The organism is Candidatus Caccoplasma merdavium, from assembly GCA_018715595.1.
GTDB lineage: Bacteria > Bacteroidota > Bacteroidia > Bacteroidales > UBA11471 > Caccoplasma > Caccoplasma merdavium.
Window position 1 is genome coordinate 160,018 of record DVLI01000026.1, and the last position, 21,059, is coordinate 181,076.

At 47.5% G+C, this 21,059-nt stretch carries 18 protein-coding genes; 12 read left to right on the forward strand and 6 right to left on the reverse strand.

The window, feature by feature from the left end; all coding sequences use genetic code 11:
• Positions 1–6: 6 nt before the first annotated feature.
• From IAD09_09225 to IAD09_09255, 7 genes are all read left to right on the forward strand, one after another.
• Positions 7–1,389 (forward strand): peptidylprolyl isomerase, encoded by a 1,383-nt coding sequence (locus tag IAD09_09225; GenBank protein HIT82402.1) that lies wholly within the window; start codon positions 7–9, stop codon positions 1,387–1,389.
• Positions 1,390–1,541: 152 nt separating this feature from the next.
• Positions 1,542–3,059 (forward strand): hypothetical protein, encoded by a 1,518-nt coding sequence (locus IAD09_09230; protein ID HIT82403.1) that lies wholly within the window; start codon positions 1,542–1,544, stop codon positions 3,057–3,059.
• Positions 3,056–4,966, forward strand: a complete 1,911-nt coding sequence (gene mutL / locus IAD09_09235; protein ID HIT82404.1) for a DNA mismatch repair endonuclease MutL — start codon at positions 3,056–3,058, stop codon at positions 4,964–4,966. The genes IAD09_09230 and mutL overlap by 4 nt, the downstream gene beginning before the upstream one ends.
• Positions 4,967–5,094: 128 nt before the next feature.
• Positions 5,095–5,880, forward strand: coding sequence for a hypothetical protein (locus IAD09_09240; protein HIT82405.1), 786 nt, complete (start codon positions 5,095–5,097; stop codon positions 5,878–5,880).
• A gap of 12 nt (positions 5,881–5,892) precedes the next feature.
• Positions 5,893–6,909 carry a UDP-N-acetylmuramate dehydrogenase gene (gene murB, locus IAD09_09245; GenBank protein HIT82406.1) on the forward strand — a complete coding sequence of 339 codons (1,017 nt, stop codon included), beginning with the start codon at positions 5,893–5,895 and terminating at the stop codon, positions 6,907–6,909.
• Position 6,910: 1 nt separating this feature from the next.
• Positions 6,911–7,678, forward strand: coding sequence for an MBL fold metallo-hydrolase (locus IAD09_09250; protein HIT82407.1), 768 nt, complete (start codon positions 6,911–6,913; stop codon positions 7,676–7,678).
• A 72-nt stretch (positions 7,679–7,750) separates the two neighbouring features.
• Positions 7,751–8,131, forward strand: coding sequence for a diacylglycerol kinase family protein (locus IAD09_09255; protein ID HIT82408.1), 381 nt, complete (start codon positions 7,751–7,753; stop codon positions 8,129–8,131).
• A 78-nt stretch (positions 8,132–8,209) separates the two neighbouring features.
• On the opposite strand, the gene IAD09_09260 is transcribed toward IAD09_09255, so the two are convergent.
• A complete protein-coding gene (locus IAD09_09260) occupies positions 8,210–10,117 on the reverse strand; it encodes a RecQ family ATP-dependent DNA helicase (GenBank protein HIT82409.1) in 1,908 nt (635 codons plus the stop codon).
• On the opposite strand from IAD09_09260, the gene IAD09_09265 reads away from it, so the two are divergent.
• Complete coding sequence (locus IAD09_09265; GenBank protein ID HIT82410.1) at positions 10,116–10,256, forward strand: hypothetical protein; 141 nt, start codon at positions 10,116–10,118, stop codon at positions 10,254–10,256. The two genes, IAD09_09260 and IAD09_09265, sit on opposite strands and share 2 nt — an antisense overlap.
• Before the next feature lie 346 nt (positions 10,257–10,602).
• Here IAD09_09265 and IAD09_09270 read toward each other — a convergent pair whose 3' ends face one another.
• Positions 10,603–11,877 carry a WG repeat-containing protein gene (locus IAD09_09270; protein ID HIT82411.1) on the reverse strand — a complete coding sequence of 425 codons (1,275 nt, stop codon included), beginning with the start codon at positions 11,875–11,877 and terminating at the stop codon, positions 10,603–10,605.
• 437 nt (positions 11,878–12,314) lie between these two features.
• On the opposite strand from IAD09_09270, the gene IAD09_09275 reads away from it, so the two are divergent.
• Together IAD09_09275 and groL are read left to right on the forward strand one after the other, a co-directional pair.
• On the forward strand, positions 12,315–12,584 hold the full coding sequence (locus tag IAD09_09275) for a co-chaperone GroES (GenBank protein HIT82412.1): 270 nt from the start codon (positions 12,315–12,317) through the stop codon (positions 12,582–12,584).
• 35 nt (positions 12,585–12,619) lie between these two features.
• On the forward strand, positions 12,620–14,263 hold the full coding sequence (gene groL, locus IAD09_09280) for a chaperonin GroEL (GenBank protein HIT82413.1): 1,644 nt from the start codon (positions 12,620–12,622) through the stop codon (positions 14,261–14,263).
• Between the two features lie 170 nt (positions 14,264–14,433).
• Here the strand turns inward: groL and IAD09_09285 are convergent, their stop codons facing one another.
• Both IAD09_09285 and IAD09_09290 read right to left on the reverse strand, forming a co-directional pair.
• Entirely contained in the window at positions 14,434–15,435 is a 1,002-nt protein-coding gene (locus IAD09_09285; protein ID HIT82414.1) for a malate dehydrogenase, read from the reverse strand.
• A gap of 447 nt (positions 15,436–15,882) precedes the next feature.
• Entirely contained in the window at positions 15,883–17,199 is a 1,317-nt protein-coding gene (locus IAD09_09290; protein ID HIT82415.1) for a PhoH family protein, read from the reverse strand.
• A gap of 296 nt (positions 17,200–17,495) precedes the next feature.
• Here IAD09_09290 and IAD09_09295 point away from each other — a divergent pair, with 296 nt between their 5' ends.
• Positions 17,496–17,906 (forward strand): transcriptional repressor, encoded by a 411-nt coding sequence (locus IAD09_09295; GenBank protein HIT82416.1) that lies wholly within the window; start codon positions 17,496–17,498, stop codon positions 17,904–17,906.
• Between the two features lie 11 nt (positions 17,907–17,917).
• Positions 17,918–18,484, forward strand: coding sequence for a 6-carboxytetrahydropterin synthase (locus IAD09_09300; GenBank protein ID HIT82417.1), 567 nt, complete (start codon positions 17,918–17,920; stop codon positions 18,482–18,484).
• 186 nt (positions 18,485–18,670) lie between these two features.
• On the opposite strand, the gene sppA is transcribed toward IAD09_09300, so the two are convergent.
• Both sppA and IAD09_09310 read right to left on the reverse strand, forming a co-directional pair.
• Positions 18,671–20,443 carry a signal peptide peptidase SppA gene (gene sppA, locus IAD09_09305; GenBank protein HIT82418.1) on the reverse strand — a complete coding sequence of 591 codons (1,773 nt, stop codon included), beginning with the start codon at positions 20,441–20,443 and terminating at the stop codon, positions 18,671–18,673.
• Between the two features lie 34 nt (positions 20,444–20,477).
• Positions 20,478–20,972 carry a metallophosphoesterase family protein gene (locus IAD09_09310; protein ID HIT82419.1) on the reverse strand — a complete coding sequence of 165 codons (495 nt, stop codon included), beginning with the start codon at positions 20,970–20,972 and terminating at the stop codon, positions 20,478–20,480.
• Positions 20,973–21,059: the final 87 nt, after the last annotated feature.

Consider the following 21,059-nt stretch of genomic DNA (forward strand, 5'->3'; position numbering starts at 1 on the left):
ACATCTATGAAAAAGAATTTATTTCTCACAACACTCATAAGTTGCCTTATTGCCGGCAACATGACTTTTGCCCAATCGCCATCTCCGACCCCCGGTGTAGTCGATGAAATCGTGTGGATAGTCGGTGACGAAGCCATACTGCTTTCCGATGTCGAGGCTCAATACCGTGCCATGCAAAGCCAAGGACAGCGCATCAATGGAGACCCTTATTGCGTCATTCCCGAGCAAATCGCCATACAGAAACTTTTTCTGACGCAAGCTCGTCTCGACAGTGTATTTGTTACCGAGTCGGAAGTTTTCTCCAATGTCGAACAGCGCATCAATACCTGGATCAACTCGATAGGCTCCAAAGAAAAGGTCGAAGAGTATTTCAACGCGACCATACCTCAGTTACGGGAGGAATTGTCATCGACCGTTCGCGACCAGTTGACGGTATCAGCCATGCAACGGAAATTGGTTGCGGAAGTAAAAGTGTCTCCGGCCGATGTGCGCCGTTTTTATGCCAGCTACTCGACAGACAGTCTTCCTTATATCCCGGTACAAGTCGAAGTGCAACTGATACGGGTCGACCCCCTCATTCCCCAACAGGAAATCGATGATATAAAAGCCCGCCTGCGTGAATACAGCGAACGGATCACATCGGGTGAAGCCGAATTTTCGACATTGGCCATCTTGTATTCCGAAGACCCCATGTCGGCTCGCCGAGGAGGAGAATTAGGCTTTTTCAGCCGGGCCGATATGCTTCCTGAATTTACCAACGTCGCTTTCTCGCTCAATGACCCTAAGAAAGTTTCCAAAATTGTTGAGACGGAATTTGGGTATCACATCATACAGTTGATAGAGAAACGAGGCGACCGCATCAACTGCCGCCACATTCTCCTAAGACCGAGGGTGTCGAGTGAAGAACTCAACCAAACCATGGCCCGCATGGATACCCTCAGACAAGATATTGTCGACAACAAAATCACCTTCGAAGAGGCTGCCCAATATGTGTCGCAAGACAAGGAGACCCGCAATAACAAAGGTCTTATGGTGAATATGTCCGAAACCGGCGTATCGACTACCAAATTCCAAATGGACCAACTCCCGCAGGAAATTGCAAAAATCGTAGACAAAATGGAGGTGGGAGAGATTTCTCAACCCTTCACCATGATCGACCAAAAACGCGGCAAAGAAGTGGTAGCCATGGTGAAACTGAAAGCGCGCATTCCCGGCCATAAGGCAAATGTGTCGAACGATTTTCAGATATTGAAGGGCATTGTCGAGGAACATAAACGTAATGAATTGATTGATAACTGGATTCGCGAAAAACAGAAAGAGACCTATATCCGCATCAAGGAAGGGTGGGACGATTGCGAGTTCACATACGATGGTTGGATCAAGAAATAATGTCGATGCAGGTAAAAGGCAAAAAAATAGTGTCACTCCGGCATCTGTTCCCGTATGTCGCCGGATTGCTGTGGCTCTTCTTCATCATACCCGATGCAACGGCTGTTGGAACCGAGGTGCAGCCGCCCGAGCGTCGCGAGCCCGACCGCACGATGGCGACATCGAAAGACAAGGTCTTTCTCGAAGCAGCCAATGAATTGGAATTCAACGAGTTGATTACGCCCGATTTCCAAATATTACGAGGTGATGTTCGGTTTCGCAAAGACAGTATGTATATGTTTTGCGACAGTGCCTATTTCTATGAAAAGACCAACTCACTCGATGCCTTCGGTAATGTGCGCATGGAGCAAGGCGACACGCTGTTTATCTATGGTGATGAACTCTATTACGATGGTGAGACCCAACTAGCTCGTATCCGTCACAATGTGCGCATGATAAACCGCGATGTCGTGCTCACGACCGACAGCTTCAACTACGACATGGAGATAAACATCGGCTACTATTTCAATGGAGGAGAGGTGGCCGACACCGTCAATCGGCTCAATTCGTTCTACGGTCAATACTCACCCGACACCAAAAATGCCGTATTTAATTACGATGTAAAATTGTTCAACCCCCAATTTACCCTATACTCCGACACGCTCGAATACAACACCACGACCAAGGTCGCCGACATATTGGGACCTTCGGTCATTGTCTCCGACAGTAACACCATCTACTCTTCGCTGGGATTCTACAATACGGCCGAAGACGTGGCACAACTCTACAACCGTTCTCTCATTGTCTCGAAAAGTCAGAAACTGACCGGAGACACCATCTTCTATGACCGGAACAACGGTTTTGGTGAGGTTTTTGGGCACATGGTCGTCGACGACACACTGCGTATGATGCAGATGCACGGGCATTACGGGTTTTACAATGAACGGCGGGAAGAGTCTTTTGCAACCGATTCGGCTCTCATGATCGACTACTCCCAGCCCGACACCCTATACCTGCATGCCGATACGTTGGAGTCGCTCAAACTCAACAATATCAAACGCGTGTTGCTGGCCTATCACGATGTGCGCATATTTCGCAATGACATGCAGGCCATTTGCGACTCGATCATATACAAGGTCGAAGATTCGGTACTTGTTATGATGGACGGCCCGATTATGTGGAATCTCGATTATCAGATTTTCGGCGACACGATAAAGGTGTATATGAACGATTCGACCATCGACTGGGCCCACATTCCGGCCTTTGCCTTTGCCACCCAGCAGAAAGACACCGCATTCTTCGACCAACTGTCGGGGAAAGACCTGAAAGCCTATTTCACGAATGGCGACATTACGCGTGTCGATGTCAGTGGAAACGTCCAGACAATTTTTTACCCCCAAGAGTCGGACATGACCTTTACGGGAATGAACAAGGCCGAAACCAGTTTCTTGACCATGTATATGAAAAATCGTCAGATGGACAAGTTGAAGATGTGGCCTACCGTAGACGGTACGATGACTCCCATTTCGAAACTAAAACCCGACATGATTTTCTTACCCGATTATAAGTGGTACGAAAATTATCGGCCCAAAAACAAAGCCGACGTATTCAGAGAGACTCGTCGTCCCCGATCGGAGATAAAGAAAGTGCGTCATACCGAAGAATTTTTTGAAGACGAAGAAGACCTATGAGCGATATTATCCATCTTTTACCCGACTCGGTAGCCAATCAGATTGCCGCCGGAGAGGTCATTCAACGACCGGCTTCCGTGGTGAAGGAGTTGGTCGAGAATGCCATCGATGCCGGAGCGACCGAGATACAAATCTACATCAAAGATGCGGGTCGCACCTTGATTCAGGTTGTCGACAACGGGAAAGGCATGTCCGAGACCGATGCCCGCTTGTCGTTTGAACGGCATGCCACCTCGAAGATAAGTTCGGCTCAGGACCTTTATTCACTGCGTACGATGGGGTTCCGCGGCGAAGCTTTGGCTTCTATTGCGGCTATCTCCCAAGTCGAACTGCGGACTCGTCGCCCCGAAGACGAAATCGGAACATCGATTCTCATCTCGGGCTCAAAGGTGGAGTCGCAAGAATATGTTTCGTGCGCTGCGGGTTCTAATTTCATGGTCAAGAACATCTTCTTCAATGTACCGGCTCGAAGAAAATTCTTGAAATCAAATCAAGTAGAATTCGGTCTCATCCTATCTGAGTTTGAGCGTACGGCACTCATCAATACCGATATATCTTTCAAACTGGTACATAACGATGTAGAACTTTTCCAGTTACCACCATCCAATTTCCGCCAGCGTATTGTTGCCTTGTTCGGGAAGAATCTCAACCAACATCTGTTGTCGGTCGATGTGCAGACCTCCCTGGTGTCGATAACCGGATATATCGGTCACCCCGATTCGGCGCGCAAACGCAATGCCTGGCAATACTTCTTTGTCAACGGGCGCTATATGCGTCACCCATATTTCTACAAAGCGGTTGTCTCCAACTATGAGCAGCTGTTGCCGGCCGGTGAATTGCCCCATTTTTTCCTGCACATACAAGTCGACCCGTCGACCATCGATGTGAACATTCACCCGACGAAGACAGAGATTAAATTTGAAAACGAACAGCCTATCTGGCAAATTCTTTCAGCAGCCGTGAAGGAGACTCTGGGCAAATTCAATGCCGCACCGACCATCGATTTCGATACCGAAGGTGCTCCCGAAATACCCATTCTGCACACAGGGCAGCAAGTAGCGCCACCCCGAGTTTCCTACACGCCCGACTATAATCCCTTTACATCGTCATCGAAAGCATCGGGCCATTCCCATCGGGTCGATTATGACTGGACACAACTTTATCAGGATTTTCAGGCCAACAAAGAGATGCCCACCAGGACCGATGCCGAGGGGGAAGACGTGAAAATCCCCTCGAAGATAAATCGGCAAACGTCGACATTCTCCGAACAGCCCGAACTCGAAACGACGGCCGATGCCATACCGTTGACGATACCCATGCAAGAGCCCTCTTACCCGATAGATACGGGTGTCGAGCATCTGCAAATCAAGGGAAAATATGTATTGACTTCGGTGAAGTCGGGATTGATGATTATCGACCAGCACCGAGCTCATGTACGCATTCTCTTCGACCGCTACATGTCGCACATACAAGACAAGAAAGGCGTTTCGCAGCGGCTCATTTTCCCCGAAATGATTCATCTCTCCCCGTCTCAGGGAGCAGAGCTGCTTTCGGTCAGCGAAGATTTTGAAGCGCTGGGATTCGACATCTCCGACATGGGGGGAGGCTCCTTTGCCGTGAATGCCGTGCCCGCCGGTATCGATGGCCTCGATGTCCCGACCTTGGTCGATAAAATGCTCGAAACCGCCACCCAACGCGGGGGAGATGTAAGTGTCGATGTGCACGAAGCCATTTCTTTGGCCTTGGCCGAATCGGCGGCAATCCCCTATGGACAAATCTTGTCGCCCCTTGAAATGGAAAAACTCATAAGCGACCTTTTCTCTTCAACGGCGCCCAATTACACTCCCGACGGAAAAATCGTCGTTTCGATTGTAAGCGACGATGAACTACAAAAAAGGTTCCGATAAGCATGATGCCGATATACCGTTATATTTCTTGCCTGCTTCTTCTCTCAGGACTTCTTTCTTTGTCCCTCCCGGCCGATGCGAGAAGAAAGCGGGACCCGCTTCCGCAAAAATCGAAAGAGACGATTTTCATGGAAACGTATTTCCCCGAGCGTCCATGCCGGGAGTGGGAGAAGGGGAAACGGTTTATCTACCTCGATAACGAACTCTCGCCGCTGATACAACCCCGGGATATTTCGACAAGTGACTCTTCATACAGGGGGAAAATATTTCTCTACGAAGGTATGGCCGAAGCCTCACCATGGCGTACGGGTACCGTAAACTTGCTCTTCTCCTGCGATGGCCATAAATACACTTTCAAAACGGGGAAAAGCCGCGAAGAGATTCAGAATACGACCTACACCCCGCTGTTGCCCATGTTGGTCGCCGACGAAGATGTGTGTAAAGCGCAGCTCCTGCTGGTGGGAAAGACACTCTACACCCGACCCGCAACCTGGGTCGACTCGGTCGGGAACACCTCTGCCAACCGGCGGTATTGCCCGGTAAAAATCATCGATATTCAACCCGGGAACAGCATCTATCCGATAGCGTTTGTCTTTCGAGATGCCGACTCGTCGACCTATCGCATTTTCGGGTCCTTGACACAAACGTCGCGTATGCAGGCCGCCACTTTCGATCGGCTGTTCACCTTTGACAATCCGCGTTTGGCTCATGAAGACATCTCCGACGAACATTGGCGCTTGATTACTTATGGCCGGGTTACCGAAGGCATGACCAAAGAAGAGTGCCGGCTCTCATTGGGGAACCCGCAAAATGCCCGCGAAATACCCACATACAGCGGGCTGAAAGAGGAGTGGTATTACCGCACCGGCGCCTATCTTTTTTTTGAAGACGGCAAATTGTCGCGTTACCGATAAAAGTTTTTGACGATGAAAATAGAAGAACATTACCCGTTACAAGAGATTCACACATTCCATCTGCCGGTGAAAACCCGTTACTACGTCGAGTATGACAATATCGATGAGTTGTGTTCATTCCTCAGTGAATCTCCGTTGTTGGAACAATACCCATGCTACCACATGGGAGGTGGCAGCAACCTCTTGTTCCTGCACGATTATCCGGGCGTTATATTGCATTCGGCCATACGTTTCATCGAGCAGGTGTCGGAAAACGGCGATTCGCTGGTGTTGCGAGCAGGAGCCGGCGTCGTATGGGACGATTTTGTCAAATACTGTGTCGAGAACAACTGGGGAGGAGTGGAAAATCTCTCGCTCATACCCGGAGAGGTCGGCGCGTCGGCCGTGCAGAATATCGGGGCCTATGGCGTTGAGGTGAAAGATGTGATAGAGAAAGTCGAGACCATCGACATTCATACCCGCCAACCGCGCATATTTACCAACGAAGAATGCAAATACGGTTACCGCGACAGCATTTTCAAGAACGAATATCGCGGTCAATACATCGTGACGGCGGTACAATACCGGTTACAAAAAAATGCGACGTTCCATCTCGATTACGGGAATTTGAGGGAGGCTGTGGCACGGTGTTCCAATCCGACGTTGGCCGATGTGCGGAGAGTGGTCATCGAAATACGTCGCTCGAAATTACCCGACCCCGATGAAACAGGCAATGCCGGTAGCTTTTTCAAAAACCCGGTCGTTCCCAAAGCTCATTACGAACGCCTGAAAAAACGCTACCCCGACATGCCGCATTATCCTGTCGATGAAGCACGGGTGAAGTTGCCGGCCGGCTGGCTTATCGACCGGGCCGGGTGGCGGGGAAAGACTCATGGCGGCGCAGGTGTCTATGAAAAACAGTCCCTTGTATTGGTCAATCGGGGTGATGCCACAACACGGGACATAACCGAATTGGCCGACAAGATATGCCGCTCGGTAAAAGAAATATATGACATCGACCTTTCACCCGAAGTAAATTATATTCAGTAAAATGCTGGTACAATTTTTAGGAACGGGAACATCGACCGGCGTGCCGATGATTGGTTGCAATTGTGAAGTGTGCCGCTCGACCGATGCCCGAGACAATCGTTTGCGTTCGTCGGTGTGCCTAACCATCGGCGACAAAAATATCCTGATAGATTGCGGCCCCGATTTCCGCCAACAGATGCTGCGAAGCGGCATCGGCCACATCGATGCCGTGCTGCTTACCCACGAGCATTATGACCACACGTCGGGGCTCGACGAACTTCGGAATTTTTCCCGTGACAATCCTATCCCGATATATGCCGAACCGAATGTCCTCGAAATCATTCACCAGCGGCTCTTTTATTGTTTCTCGGAGCAACCCAAGCCCGGAGTAGCCCACCTGTCGCTCAATCCCATCGAGGCACTCTCTCCGTTCCGGATTTTCGATATTGAAATAAACCCGGTCAGGGTGTGGCATTACCGCTTGCCTATCATCGGTTACCGCATCGGCAATTTCGCATACATAACCGACATGCTCACGATGGACGAAGAGGAATATCCCCGGCTGTTTAATCTTGATACACTGGTTGTCAATGCCTTGCGCCATAAGCCGCATTTTTCGCATCAAAATCTCGAAAGCGCGTTGGCGTTTATTGCTCGACTTGCTCCGAAACAAGCCTATATCACACACATGAGCCATCAGATAGGATTGCATGCCATTGAGGAGAAAAGGTTACCCTCGAATGTGCTTTTTGCGTATGACGGACTGACAATTTCCGTACCCGAAGAATAAATTACCGTATTACGATGTTCCCGTGCTGAAAATCGGACTGAGCATGATTTTTCATTCCTGTTATCTTGCCTTATGAAACAACACCCTTTCTCGATAAAAGAACGCCTGCATAGTTTCGTCTATGCTTTCAATGGGTTGAAATTGTTTTTCACCCGCGAGCACAATGTCCGCATACATCTTGTTGTAGCCATAGTCACCATCGGCATGGGGTTCTTCGTCGGGGTGTCGCCGATGGAGTGGGTGGCCATCGCCCTGACAATAGGGGTGGTACTTGCCGCCGAGGCCGTCAATACAGCCGTTGAGTATCTCTGCAATTTTGTCTCTCAGCAGAAAGACCAACGTATCAAAGAAATAAAAGATGTTGCGGCAGGAGCTGTGCTCTTGTGTGCCATGGCCGCCGTTGTCGTGGGACTGATTATTTTCTTGCCCTACTGGGTGCAAATGATTCGGTAATGACGTCTATTGGCTTTTGGTATTGACTACTGGCCTATCACAAAGCCACAAGAACGGTTGTTCGAAACCAAATTCCAATCATTTCTTTCCAAGAAAATACTTTTGGTTCTCTTCCCGTAGGAAACCTTCATCGACAAGATACCGAATGGCCTCAATGAGAGCGTCTTGTGTATATGGCAACCGTTCCAACATCTCGTTTATGCTCAGAGAATCCTTTTGCAGCAGGAGTTTGACCGAAGCCCAAATCTGGTCGAACAGGGTAGGCGAGAGGGTCGCATTTTTTTTCTTCTGACACACGTCGCAACCACCGCAATCCCCGGTATTTTCTTCGCCGAAATATTCGAGCAACAACCGCTCCCGGCACACATTGTCGCACATGGCATACTGTAAAATGCGTTCGATGCGTGCCGAAAAACGCTTTTTCCGCTCCTCGTAGGCCGAACGGGGAATTTCGAGATACTTCAAGGCTGTGCGCGAACGGGAGAAATAGATAAATGGCATTCTCTTGCGCGGAATGTAATGCAAGATGTGCAGCTTTCCCAAATAGATGAGACTCTCGTAAATCGTTTGTGAAGGCAATCCCGTACGCCGCTCGATGAGCGACTCCTTGATAAAAATGTAATCGGCAAACAGCCCCGTATAGGAACGCAACAGGCATTGCAGTACCGTATCGGTATCGGCATCATCGACTTTGAGCCGGTAAAGCTCATCACGTTGCACCGTAACCATGACCCTCGATTGTGACTCGGCCTCTTCGACATACTCGATATAACCCGACTGTTCAAGAATCTTCAAGGCATGGTAGGTGGGTAATATCGGGAATTTGAAAACGCTGCAAAAGAGATTCAAGTCAAAATCCCGCACGGTGTTTATGCCGCTGCCCTCGGCTATTTGCAGGTAATTGCACAAGGCTTCATACACGCGCGTTATGAACTCTTTTTCCGGGAACATGTCGGCAACCCGCTTGTGCAACTTCGACTTGTCGGTCGGCGAGTAGAGCAGTACGGCATAGGCCGTGTTCCCGTCTCGTCCCGCGCGTCCGGCTTCTTGATAATATTCTTCGGGAGAACTCGGCATATCGAGATGGACCACAAGACGCACATCGGGCTTGTCGATTCCCATGCCGAACGCATTCGTTGCCACCATCACGCGAGAACGGCCCTCTTTCCAGGCTTGTTGCCGCGCCTCTTTCTCCTCGGGATCGATACCGGCATGATAGAATTGCACCGATACGCCTTCGCGGTAGAGCAGTTCGGCCACCTCCTTGGTCTGCCTGCGACTGCGGACATAGACAATGGCACTGCCCTGTATGCGCGAAAGGATATAGACCAACTGCTGCATTTTGTCTTCGTTATAACGAACGACATAACGAAGGTTGGAACGGCGGAAACTCTTCCGGAAGACATTCTCGGCTCTGAACAGCAACTTTTCCTGAATGTCCTTCGCCACTTCGGGAGTTGCCGTTGCCGTCACTGCCAGTACGGGAATCTGCGGGATTTTCTGCCTTAACTCAGCGATTTTCAGATAGTCGGGTCTGAAATCATATCCCCACTGCGAAATGCAATGGGCTTCATCTATGACCAATAAGGAGATGGACATGTCTTTGAGTTTGTCCTGAAACAAACTTGTCGAGAGCCGTTCGGGCGATACATAGAGGAACTTATACTTGCCCAGTATGCAGTTGTCGAGTGTGGTAATCATCTCTCGATAGGTCATTCCCGAATGGATATACGACGCTTTTATGCCGAGCCCACGCAACGTGTCGACTTGGTCTTTCATCAAGGCAATCAAAGGCGTGACCACGATACAAGTCCCGTCGAGATATAAACCGGGCACCTGGTATGTAATCGACTTTCCGCCACCCGTTGGCATCAGGGCAAGCGTATCTTTCCCTTCAAGAATCGACTTGATAATGTCTTCTTGCAAGGGTCGGAAGGTCTCATACCCCCAATATCGGTATAATATCTCGTGAATCTGTTGCTCCATGACGACGACACATCAGCGCCTGACCACAATCTGTTCAGGCATCGCTGCATACTTTGACAAAGATAACGAAAGAGGAGAGCAGAAGCAAACAGAAAAAGAAGTTTTCGAGTTTGATTATGCCAAGCCGCCTGTCTTCTGATACGATAGCGAAAAGGTAAACGCAGAGACATGATAGAAATATTTCTATGTACCCTTATTATTCTTACCTGCGTATTATGAAAGACGATTATGGATTTATATATCAAACGGGAAATAATATTTTTGTCAACACATCTTCTTTGAATAGCAACACAATCAGTGTCTATTTTTTGCGATAACTTACTGATGTTTGCGCGTCACTCGATAACTTTAAATTACACATTTCGTCTGTGAGTCACGCGTTTGCCAATCGCGTATTTTCTCAATCTTCTTTTCCTATGCCATACATTGATACACTTTACTGTATGAAACTTGGCCTACATTACAAAAAAGAGAGTCTGCTATAATCACTTTTGCCCGTCATACTTGGTATCAAACCAATCTCCCCGGCTGTTGATATAGCCCTCTTTGCCGTTTAATTGAACCCGAGCTAAGCCATTATCAAAAGGGTATGCCCAATCGTATATGAAGGGAATTGCCGTATTACCCTGCTTGTCGATAAAGCCATATTTGCCATTTAATTGGACTGCGGCCAGACCTTCGAAGAAATACCATGCATAGTCGTATTGGCAAGGAATGGCGGCATTACCTTGGGCATCGACATAGCCCCATTTCCCATTTAATGAGACTTTTGCAAAGCCTCCATAGAAATCTTCTATTTCCTCATATAGACATGGGACAACCGTATTGCCTTGCCGATCAATGTATCCATGCTTGTCATTTAATATAACCTCTACGATGTCTTTATTAAAATCGTATACATAATCGTATTTGCATGGAATCGCCGTATTACCCTGTTTGTCGATAAAGCCATACTTGCCATTTAATTTCACCCGAGCCAAGCCCTCTCTGAAGGAGTTTGCTTTGTCGTATAGGAAAGGAATTGCCGTATTACCCTGTTTGTCGATAAAGCCATATTTGCCATTTAATTGGACTGCGGCCAGACCTTCGAAGAAATACCCTGCATAGTCGTATTGGCAAGGAATGGCGACATTACCTTGTGGGTCGATAAAGCCCCATTTTCCATTTAATATTACAGCAGCCAAGCCCTCTCTGAAGTAGTGTGCACCGTCGCATTTGCACGGAATGACCGTATTACCTTGCTTATCTACAAAACCTCTCTTACCATTTAATTCGACCATAGCCACCCCATCATAGTGTTGCCATACATTGTCGTATTTACAGGGTATTACTTCCTTGCCATACTTGTCGATAAATCCCCTTTTACCTTTTAATATGACCCTCGCCAAACCATCTTGGAAAGGCCATATTGCATAGTATTTGCAAGGAATCACCATATTGCCTTGCTTGTCGATACAACCATACTTTCCGTTTAATTGGACTGAGGCCAAGCCCTCGCTGAAATATCCTGAATTGTCATATTTGCAAGGAATCACCATATTGCCTTGCTTGTCGATAAAACCGTACTTTCCGTTTAATTGGACCGAGGCCAAACCCTCGCTGAAAGCTCCTACATAGTCATATAGGAAGGGAATCATTGTGTTGCCATGGACGTCAACAAATCCCCATTTTCCTGACGCGTTTTCTTTCCGTTTCAATTCCTGTCCGGTAGCGGATGCGACCAGCAGAAAAGCAAGAAAAAGTAAAAAAAATTGCTTCATATTCACCCGTTTATTTTAACATGCACATTAGTTCCATAGAAATAAGCTCCCTTTGCTATAAACTATATCTCTACTTTCGTATAGCCAGCACAAGAACAGAAGATCTCACTAAGAATCAAAGATAACTTGCTACGTTCCTACGTTCCAAATCTAATCAATAAATTTGTCGAAAGCAAAAAAAGAAGAAGATATTTACCTCTACCTGTTATGGTAAATATTATAATCAATCTTTTTATTCCTCGATCGCGTTACACACCTGCTTCCATCGTTTAACTTGGGGAGTTGTCAGTCTTGATGTGTCAGGAGATATGGTGTAATCTGTCGTTTTGGCAGTTTTTTCCTAAAAAAAAGTTTGGCATGGATTTCGCACTAAGGAAAGTGTCTTTCTAAAAAAGAAAGAGGAATTGAAATTATAATTCACTTAAAAATAAAAAGAAATGAACATTAAACCGTTAGCAGACAGAGTATTGATCAAGCCTGCACCCGCAGAAGAGAAAACGATCGGCGGAATCATCATTCCCGATTCTGCCAAGGAGAAACCCCTAAGAGGTGAAATTATCGCCGTAGGTAAAGGGACGAAAGACGAAGAAATGGTCGTAAAACCCGGTGATACGGTATTGTATGGCAAATATGCCGGTACCGAACTCGAATTGGACGGTGAAAAATACCTTATCATGCGTCAGTCCGACGTTTTGGCAATTCTCTAACTTATAACTTGGTTTAACCATTTATCATTACAACTATGGCAAAAGAAATCAAATTCAATATCGAAGCTCGCGAAGAGCTGAAAAAAGGCGTAGACGCTTTGGCCAACGCCGTGAAAGTAACCCTTGGCCCCAAAGGCCGCAATGTCATCATCGAGAAAAAATTCGGTGCTCCCCACATCACCAAAGATGGTGTATCGGTAGCCAAAGAAGTTGAGCTCGAAGATGCTTTCCAGAACATGGGTGCCCAACTGGTAAAAGAGGTTGCCTCCAAAACGGGCGATGATGCCGGTGACGGAACGACCACTGCTACGGTATTGGCACAAGCCATTGTCAATGTCGGCTTGAAAAACGTAACCGCCGGTGCCAATCCCATGGACTTGAAACGTGGTATCGACAAAGCCGTTGCTTGTGTTGTGGAAAATATCAAATCGCAGGCACAAGAGGTGAACGACGATATGGCCAAAATCGAATCGGTTGCCCGCATCTCGGCCAACAACGATGGCGAAATCGGTAAACTCATCGCCGAAGCCATGGAAAAGGTTAAACGCGAAGGCGTCATCACCGTCGAAGAAGCCAAAGGTACCGACACGACGGTCGAAATTGTTGAAGGCATGCAGTTCGACCGCGGATACATTTCACCTTATTTCGTAACCGATACCGAGAAGATGGAATGCCAAATGGAGAATCCCTATATTCTCATTTTCGACAAGAAAATCTCCTCGCTCAAAGAGATGCTGCCTATCCTCGAATCCTCGGCTCAGTCGGGACGTCCCTTGCTCATCATTGCCGAAGATGTCGACAGTGAAGCCTTGGCTACTTTGGTCGTAAACCGCCTGCGTGGTTCGTTGAAGATATGTGCCGTAAAAGCTCCCGGCTTCGGCGACCGTCGTAAAGAGATGCTCGAAGATATTGCCGTATTGACAGGTGGTGTCGTTATCTCCGAAGAAAAAGGTCTCAAACTCGAATCGGCCACCATCGATATGCTGGGCCGTGCCGAGAAAGTTACCGTCAACAAAGAGAATACGACCATCGTCAACGGTCTGGGCGACAAGGAAGCTATTGCTGCCCGCGTAGCTCAAATCAAGGCTCAAATCGAAAAGACAACCTCGGATTATGACCGCGAGAAACTGCAAGAACGCTTGGCCAAACTCGCCGGTGGCGTTGCCGTTCTCTACATCGGTGCCGCTTCGGAAGTTGAGATGAAAGAGAAGAAAGACCGCGTTGACGATGCCCTGAGTGCCACTCGCGCCGCTATCGCCGAAGGTATCGTACCGGGTGGTGGTGTGGCTTATATCCGTGCCATCTCTTCGCTCGAAGGTCTCAAAGGCGACAACGAAGACGAAACCACCGGTATCGAAATCGTCAAACGTGCCATCGAAGAGCCGTTGCGTCAGATTGTAGCCAATGCCGGTGTAGAAGGTGCCGTTGTAGTACAAAAAGTAAAAGACGGCAAAGGCGACTTCGGATACAATGCCCGCACGGGTGAATATGAGAACTTCTTTGCCGCTGGTGTTATCGACCCGGCCAAGGTTACCCGTGTAGCCCTTGAAAACGCCGCTTCGATTGCCGGTATGTTCCTCACCACCGAGTGTGTGATTGCCGACAAGAAAGAAGAAAATCCTGCCGGTGCCGCAGCCGGTATGGCTCCCGGCATGGGAGGTATGGGCGGCATGATGTAATGAATGTCCATACATATAAAACAGAAAAGGGAATGCGTTTTCGCATTCCCTTTTCTATTTTTCCGCTTTTCTCAAAGAAGATGACATTATGCCTGTTCTTGTTGTCTGATGTCTGAAAGTAAAAAAGGCTGCAACCTTCGGCGCAGCCTTTGTATTTGTCGATAAATATATTATCGAATGTTGGGGTTGATTTTGTTCCACTCGCTGATGGCGGGCAGCACACCCATGGCGATTACTTCGTCACGGAGAGCGCATAGGTGCTCGTAGCTCTTTTCGAGAGCGGTCTCTTCTTCGGGAGTACCTTTGACTGCTTTGAGATGACAGCCGTCGGCTGTAATATCGGTTTCCCAAGCCATCATGATGTGATCAAACTTATCGTTCGACACATAGGTTCCGGCCGGCCAACGGAACGGTTTGCCACCCATGGCGGCAGCAATCATTTCGACCGATACATATGCCGGACTTTGGAATGAAGAACGACCGCGCAAGGCAATGATATTGGCACCGCCTTTGGTTACTTTCTGTTGAATTTCGGCCCATTGTTCTTTCGACAAAGCTTCTGTACCGATAATCTCGGTCAACGGCTTTCCGTTTACTTTGGCCGTAGAGGCAAAGACAGCCATTTGTTCGCCATGACCGCCATAAGTGCGACAGTTCTCGACTGCGTCCATCGAGATGTGGAAATATTTGGCCAGTTCACTGCGCAGACGGGTCGAATCAAGTGCGGCCAACGTCGTAACCTGAGAGGGTTTCAAGCCCGAGTGCAGAAGAACGATAAGACCGGTAATATCGGCCGGGTTGAAGATGATGACGATATGTTTTACGTCGGGGCAATATTTCTTGACATTTTGTCCGAACTCTTCGGCAATAGCCGCATTTCCTTTGAGCAGGTCTTCACGAGTCATGCCGGCCTTACGGGCAGCGCCACCCGAGTTGATGATATATTTGGCACCGGTGAGGGCTTCTTTGATATCAGACGTATAGGTGATGTTCACCCCTTCAAAACCGCAATGATATAACTCTTCGGCAACACCTTCCAACCCGGGTGCATAGGGGTCGTAAAGACAGATGTTGGGAGTCAAATTCATCATGATGGCAGTTTGTGCCATATTGGAGCCGATCATGCCGGCAGCACCAACAATGGTGAGTTTTTCGTTCGTAACAAAATTCATAGTCGTATAATTTGTTTGTTATCAGTTTATTAACCTTTTACACATTTACCTTGCAAAGATACGATGCAGAAACGAATAATACAATATTATATTTACCAAAAGAAGTAAAAGAAAGAAAATAAGCAATCAAATAAGGCCGGCATATTGACAGGTACGGCCGGAGTTGTTATCTTTGTTGTCAAAGGTAAAAAACCGAGCAATAGGAAATGAACCGTTGGGAAAAAAGTTTGGAATAATGCCACAATCGGAGCCGGTGCCGTCGTTGTGAAAGATGTGCCGGAGAACGCGACAGTAGCCGGGGGGTTCCCGCCAAAATCGTTTCGTATAAATCACCCGGCAGATACATAGGAAATCGATGGATACATTGATGTTCCACAAGTGGATAAACGGCAAAGCCTACCTGTCGCATCGACAAGTAGGCTTTGCTGCATGAAAACAAATGGATTGTCACAGTAAATTGCTGGCCAATTCGGAGAGCTTGCTACGCTCGCCTTTCACCAAATTGACATGGCCAAAAATCTCTTGTCCCTGCATGCGGTCTATCATGTAGGCCAACCCGTTTGATTGGGTGTCGAGATAGGGGGAGTCGATTTGGTACACATCGCCGGTAAAGACCATCTTGGTACCTTCGGCAGCTCGGGTTATAATGGTTTTTATCTCATGTGGTGTCAGATTCTGAGCTTCGTCTATGATGCAGAATGTGTCGGAAAGGCTGCGCCCGCGAATATAGGCCAAGGCTTCAATGACCAGGTTGCCGCCGGCCTGCATCTCCTGCAATGCGCGATAATCGTTACTGTCGAGGGAAAATTGGCGCTTGATGACATTAAGATTGTCGAATAGCGGTTGCATATAAGGGGCTATTTTCTGCTTTTCATCTCCGGGCAGGAATCCGAGGTCCTTATTCGATAGCGACACGATGGGGCGGGCGAGGAGTATCTGCTTGTAGAGCCCATGTTGTTTCAAGGCACCGGCCAAGGCCAACAGGGTTTTTCCCGTACCGGCCTTACCGGTGATGGCCAAGAGTTTGATGCGGTCATCATTAAGCAAATCAAAGGCAAAAGCCTGCTCGGCATTGCGCGGTTCAATGCCGAAATTCTTCTCTTTGGTGACTTTTCTCACAATACCGTCGGCGGTGACATAGCGAGCCAGTACCGAGGAATTGCCGCTATCGAGGATAAAACATTCATTGGTGCGCAATTTCGTGCCGATTTGCTCTACCGGAATTCCGCTTTTCGAACTGTAAATGGCGTCGATGACATCGGGCGACACATCGGTAATGGTTCGATGTTCGTTTTCGAACAAGTCTATGGCCTTCACCTTGTCATTGGTATAGTCTTCTGTCTCTATACCCAATGCCCGAGCCTTCATACGCAAGTTGATGTCCTTGGTCACGAAGATGGTGCGCATATCCTTGTGTTGCTCGGCAACTTCTATGGCTGCCGATAAAATGCGATGGTCGGGCTTGTCCTCGTGGAAAGCCTCTTTGACACGTTTGTTCAACGAACAATTCACGATAATCGATAAACGTCCCAAATCGGGCCCTAATTGAGCCCCCTTTTCAAAGAAGTCTTTGTCGGTGTATTTGTCGAGTTGGCGGGCAAATTCCCGAGCATTGTAATTGATTTCTTCATTGCCCTTTTTGAATTTATCCAACTCTTCCAATACGATAATCGGGATAAAAATATCGTTCTCTTCGAAATTGAATATGCACTTGTGGTCGTGCAGGAGAACATTGGTGTCTAAGACAAAATTCTTTTTCCCCATGGCTCATAAGTTTTTAAGGTTATTCCGCTCAATGCGGATTATCCAAATATAGGCATATTATATGAGAAATAAAAGCCTTGTTCAGAATAAAATTGTTCCATACAGCTGTTTTCCTTATATCTTGTGCCGAGAATCACCAAATATGGACATTCTTGATATACAGCAAGGATTGTGATGATTGCGAACTTCTCTACTATAATCATTCATGAAAATTTCCGCGTTTAACAATATTTATATGCGAATTATTTGCAGATGCGAATTTTTCGCATTAATATTGAATCGAAAATAAAAGAATAATGGAAACAATCGACAACATAAAGCTGGCAGGACTGAGAATAACCCCACAACGCAAGGCTGTGTATGAGGCGATGATGGAGTTGCGCCATGCGAGCATAGACGAAATAATAAAGAAAGTGCAGTCAAAAGACGGTGAAATGACCGTATCGACAATATATCGCATACTCAACTCATTCTGCACGGCCAATCTGTTATCGAACATCTTCAATCCTGATGCAGGCAAAAGCTATTACGACATCACCGTCGCTGAACATCATCATGTATTCAAAGGTGAACAGGTAATGGATTACATGGACGACGAACTGACTGCCATGATAAGAAAATACTTGAAAAATAAGAATTTTGCATCGGAAGACATCGAAAAAGTACAGGTGCAAATAATTATAAATGAACCTAAGTCTAACCCCTAAATATTAAAAAAATGAGAAGTATCACAACGTTCGATTTGCAGTATGCTCATCGTTTCTATGGTTTCCAAGGTGAAGCACAGTATCTTCACGGTCATACCGGGACTCTGACAATAGAGGTAGAAGATACGATTGAAAAAGGCGTGAACATGGTCTATCCGTGTAACGAAATCCAAAAGGTGGCATGGGAGGTGTTGAAAAATTTCGACCATGCCCTGATACTCCGCGAAGATGATCCGCTGTTGCCGGCCATACTCGACGTGTATGAAAAACAAGGTATCCGCAACGGTCACCCGCAGAACAAGATGAAAGGAGAGGCTTTTAAGACCGAGCTGGCCACCGCATATCCAGATGCACGCCTGGTGGTGACGAAAGAGACAATGACCGTCGAGGGCATGATAAAGATTGTCTATGACTTACTCAAAGACAAACTGAACATAGCCAAAATCACGTTCACAAGCGGTGTGAATGCAGGCTCTGCCGAGTTCGACACCAAGAACAACATCGAGCGCTGCCCGCTCTGCGGTGTAGCTCTTAACAAGGACGGTGTATGCCCGAAATGTGGTTACAGAAAGAGATAATTGCTCGGACAATGAGTCTACGGTAATAAGACCGTGTATCGCAGAATGACAATGACAGGCTGAATAGTGATTTTTCACTATTCAGCCTGTTCCTTTGCGTTTGCACGGCTTGTAACCACACAAAACGCCCGATGGAGACTCTGTCGGAGCCATACCACCGGGCGGAATCATCAAATTACAGGTCTATTATTGAAACATGATGTCAAATGGCATTCGAGCCTGCAAACGGTCTACCTTGTCGATATTTTTAAGGAAAAGGAAGGTCTGCCCGAAATTGCCGAACATCGACTTCACTTTTTCCTGAATATAACGGTCGGGAGATACATTCGAGAGGAGAGAGGTCAGGAAATCCATTTGCTCGGGATAGCGCTCAACGCGGTAATCTTCGAGGTTGGCACGGTCGGCTGCGGCCGCAATGGCATCGTCGAGCCCACCAAGCTGGTCGACCAACTTCAACCCTTTGGCCATTTCACCGGTCCACACACGACCTTCGGCGATTTTCTTTATCTCTTCAACCGGCATCTTGCGGCCATCGGCACAGCGACGTGTGAAGAGTTCATAGCCGTCGTTTACCATGTTCTGGAACAAGGCGCGTTCCTCAGTGTTTAGGGGCCGCCCCATGGCTCCCATGTCGGCAAGACGATTTGTCTTCACGCCATCGAAATGCAGATTTAATGTCTCGGTAAGCAGTCTCGACGGGTCGGGTATCATACCGAATATCCCAATGGAGCCGGTGAGAGTGGTCGCCTCGGCCACAATCCAATCGGCAGCACATGAAATATAATAGCCCCCCGAAGCGGCGTAATCGCCCATGGAAACGATGACCGGTTTTTTCTCTTTCAAGAGAGAAACCTCGCGCCATATCTGTTCACTGCCATAGGCACTTCCTCCGGGCGAGTTCACACGCAAGACAACGGCTTTTACATTGTCGTCTTCACGAAGTTTCCGGAGGTCGATCATCACTTTTTCGGAGTGTATGCCTTCGGAGCCAAAAGCGTCCATGGCGTCGTCTATCGCCCCGTAGGCATAATAAACGGCTATCTTATTTTTGCTTTTAGATGCCTCTTTTGTCTCTTTCACATGCATCATTTCAGACATTGTAAGGACGTTGGGACGTTTTTTCTCGTCCTTGATACCGGTCAACTTCTTCAAATAATCATGCAACTGGTCTTTATACATCAGCGTGTCGGCCAAGCCACAGCGAACATACTCGGTGGCAAGAGCATAATCCATGTTTCTATCGGCCAGTATATTCAAGGAATCGACCGATATATGACGCGAAGCAGAAACATCATTTAGGATTTGGTTCCATATCGATTGCACATAAGCGCGAGTCTGCTCTTTGTTTGCCGCACTCATTTCGTTGGCGATATAGGGTTCAACAGCCGATTTATAAGTTCCCACACGGAATACCTGCATCTCTACACCCACCTTTTTCATGAGGTCTTTGTAGAACATGAGACGGCTTGCCATGCCGTGCCATGATATACTGCCCGAAGGATTCAGAATCACTTTGTCGGCGATACTTGCCAAATAATATGAGCTCTGAGTGTAACTGTCGCCATAGGCAATAATAAATTTTCCACTCGTTTTAAAATCGCCAAGGGCACGACGTATTTCTTGCATGGAAGCGGAAGAGCAGGAGAAACCACCTGCATTGAGGCAGATGCCTTTGATGTCTTTGTTCTCTTTGGCCTTTCTGATGGAGGCGACAATGTCATCGAGACCATGCACGGTTGTGCTGTTACCCAAGAATCGTCCGAAAGGATTTTCCTGACTGCGTTCCGAGACTACACCTTCAAGGTCTAAAACATATACCGAATTTTCTTTTACCGTCGTCTCGGCATCCGAACTTGCTGCTACTCCCATCAAGACGATGATTCCGAACACGCTGACTATCGCACCGGTAATCAACAGTCCGACAATGGTCGCAAACGTAAATTTAAAAAACTCTTTCATCTTGTTTCCTTTCTTTATTGGTAATTTGATATATCTATTTTTCTGCCAATTCTATCACTTCCAAATCTTTGAAACAGCCATCTGCAATGGAAAACCGCACCAGCGTACGCTGCTTGTGAAACCCATATTTTCCGGCCGCTCCGGGATTGATATGCAACATTTGCAACTTCTTGTCATACATAACTTTGAGTATATGTGAATGTCCCGAAACGAACAGACGTGGAGGGTTTCGAAATATCTCGGGTACGACACGAGCATCATATTTTCCCGGATAACCGCCGATATGCGTTATCCACACATCGGCTCCTTCTATTGTAAATCGTTGATGTTGGGGATAGATTGTCCTTATTTCTTGCCCGTCGATATTCCCGTATACGGCTCGCAACGGTTTTATGGCTTCGAGTTTGCGTGCCACGTCGAGCGAACCGATGTCTCCGGCATGCCATATCTCGTCACAAGACTCAAAATATTCTCTATAACGCTCGTCCCACCAAGCGTGAGTGTCCGACAACAATCCTATGCGTTTCATCTGTTAAATATGAGATAAAAACGACAGGGAAACAGATTCTTAAAAGTGTGTTGAAAGAATGTTCCCCTGTTGCATTTGTTTGGTAAG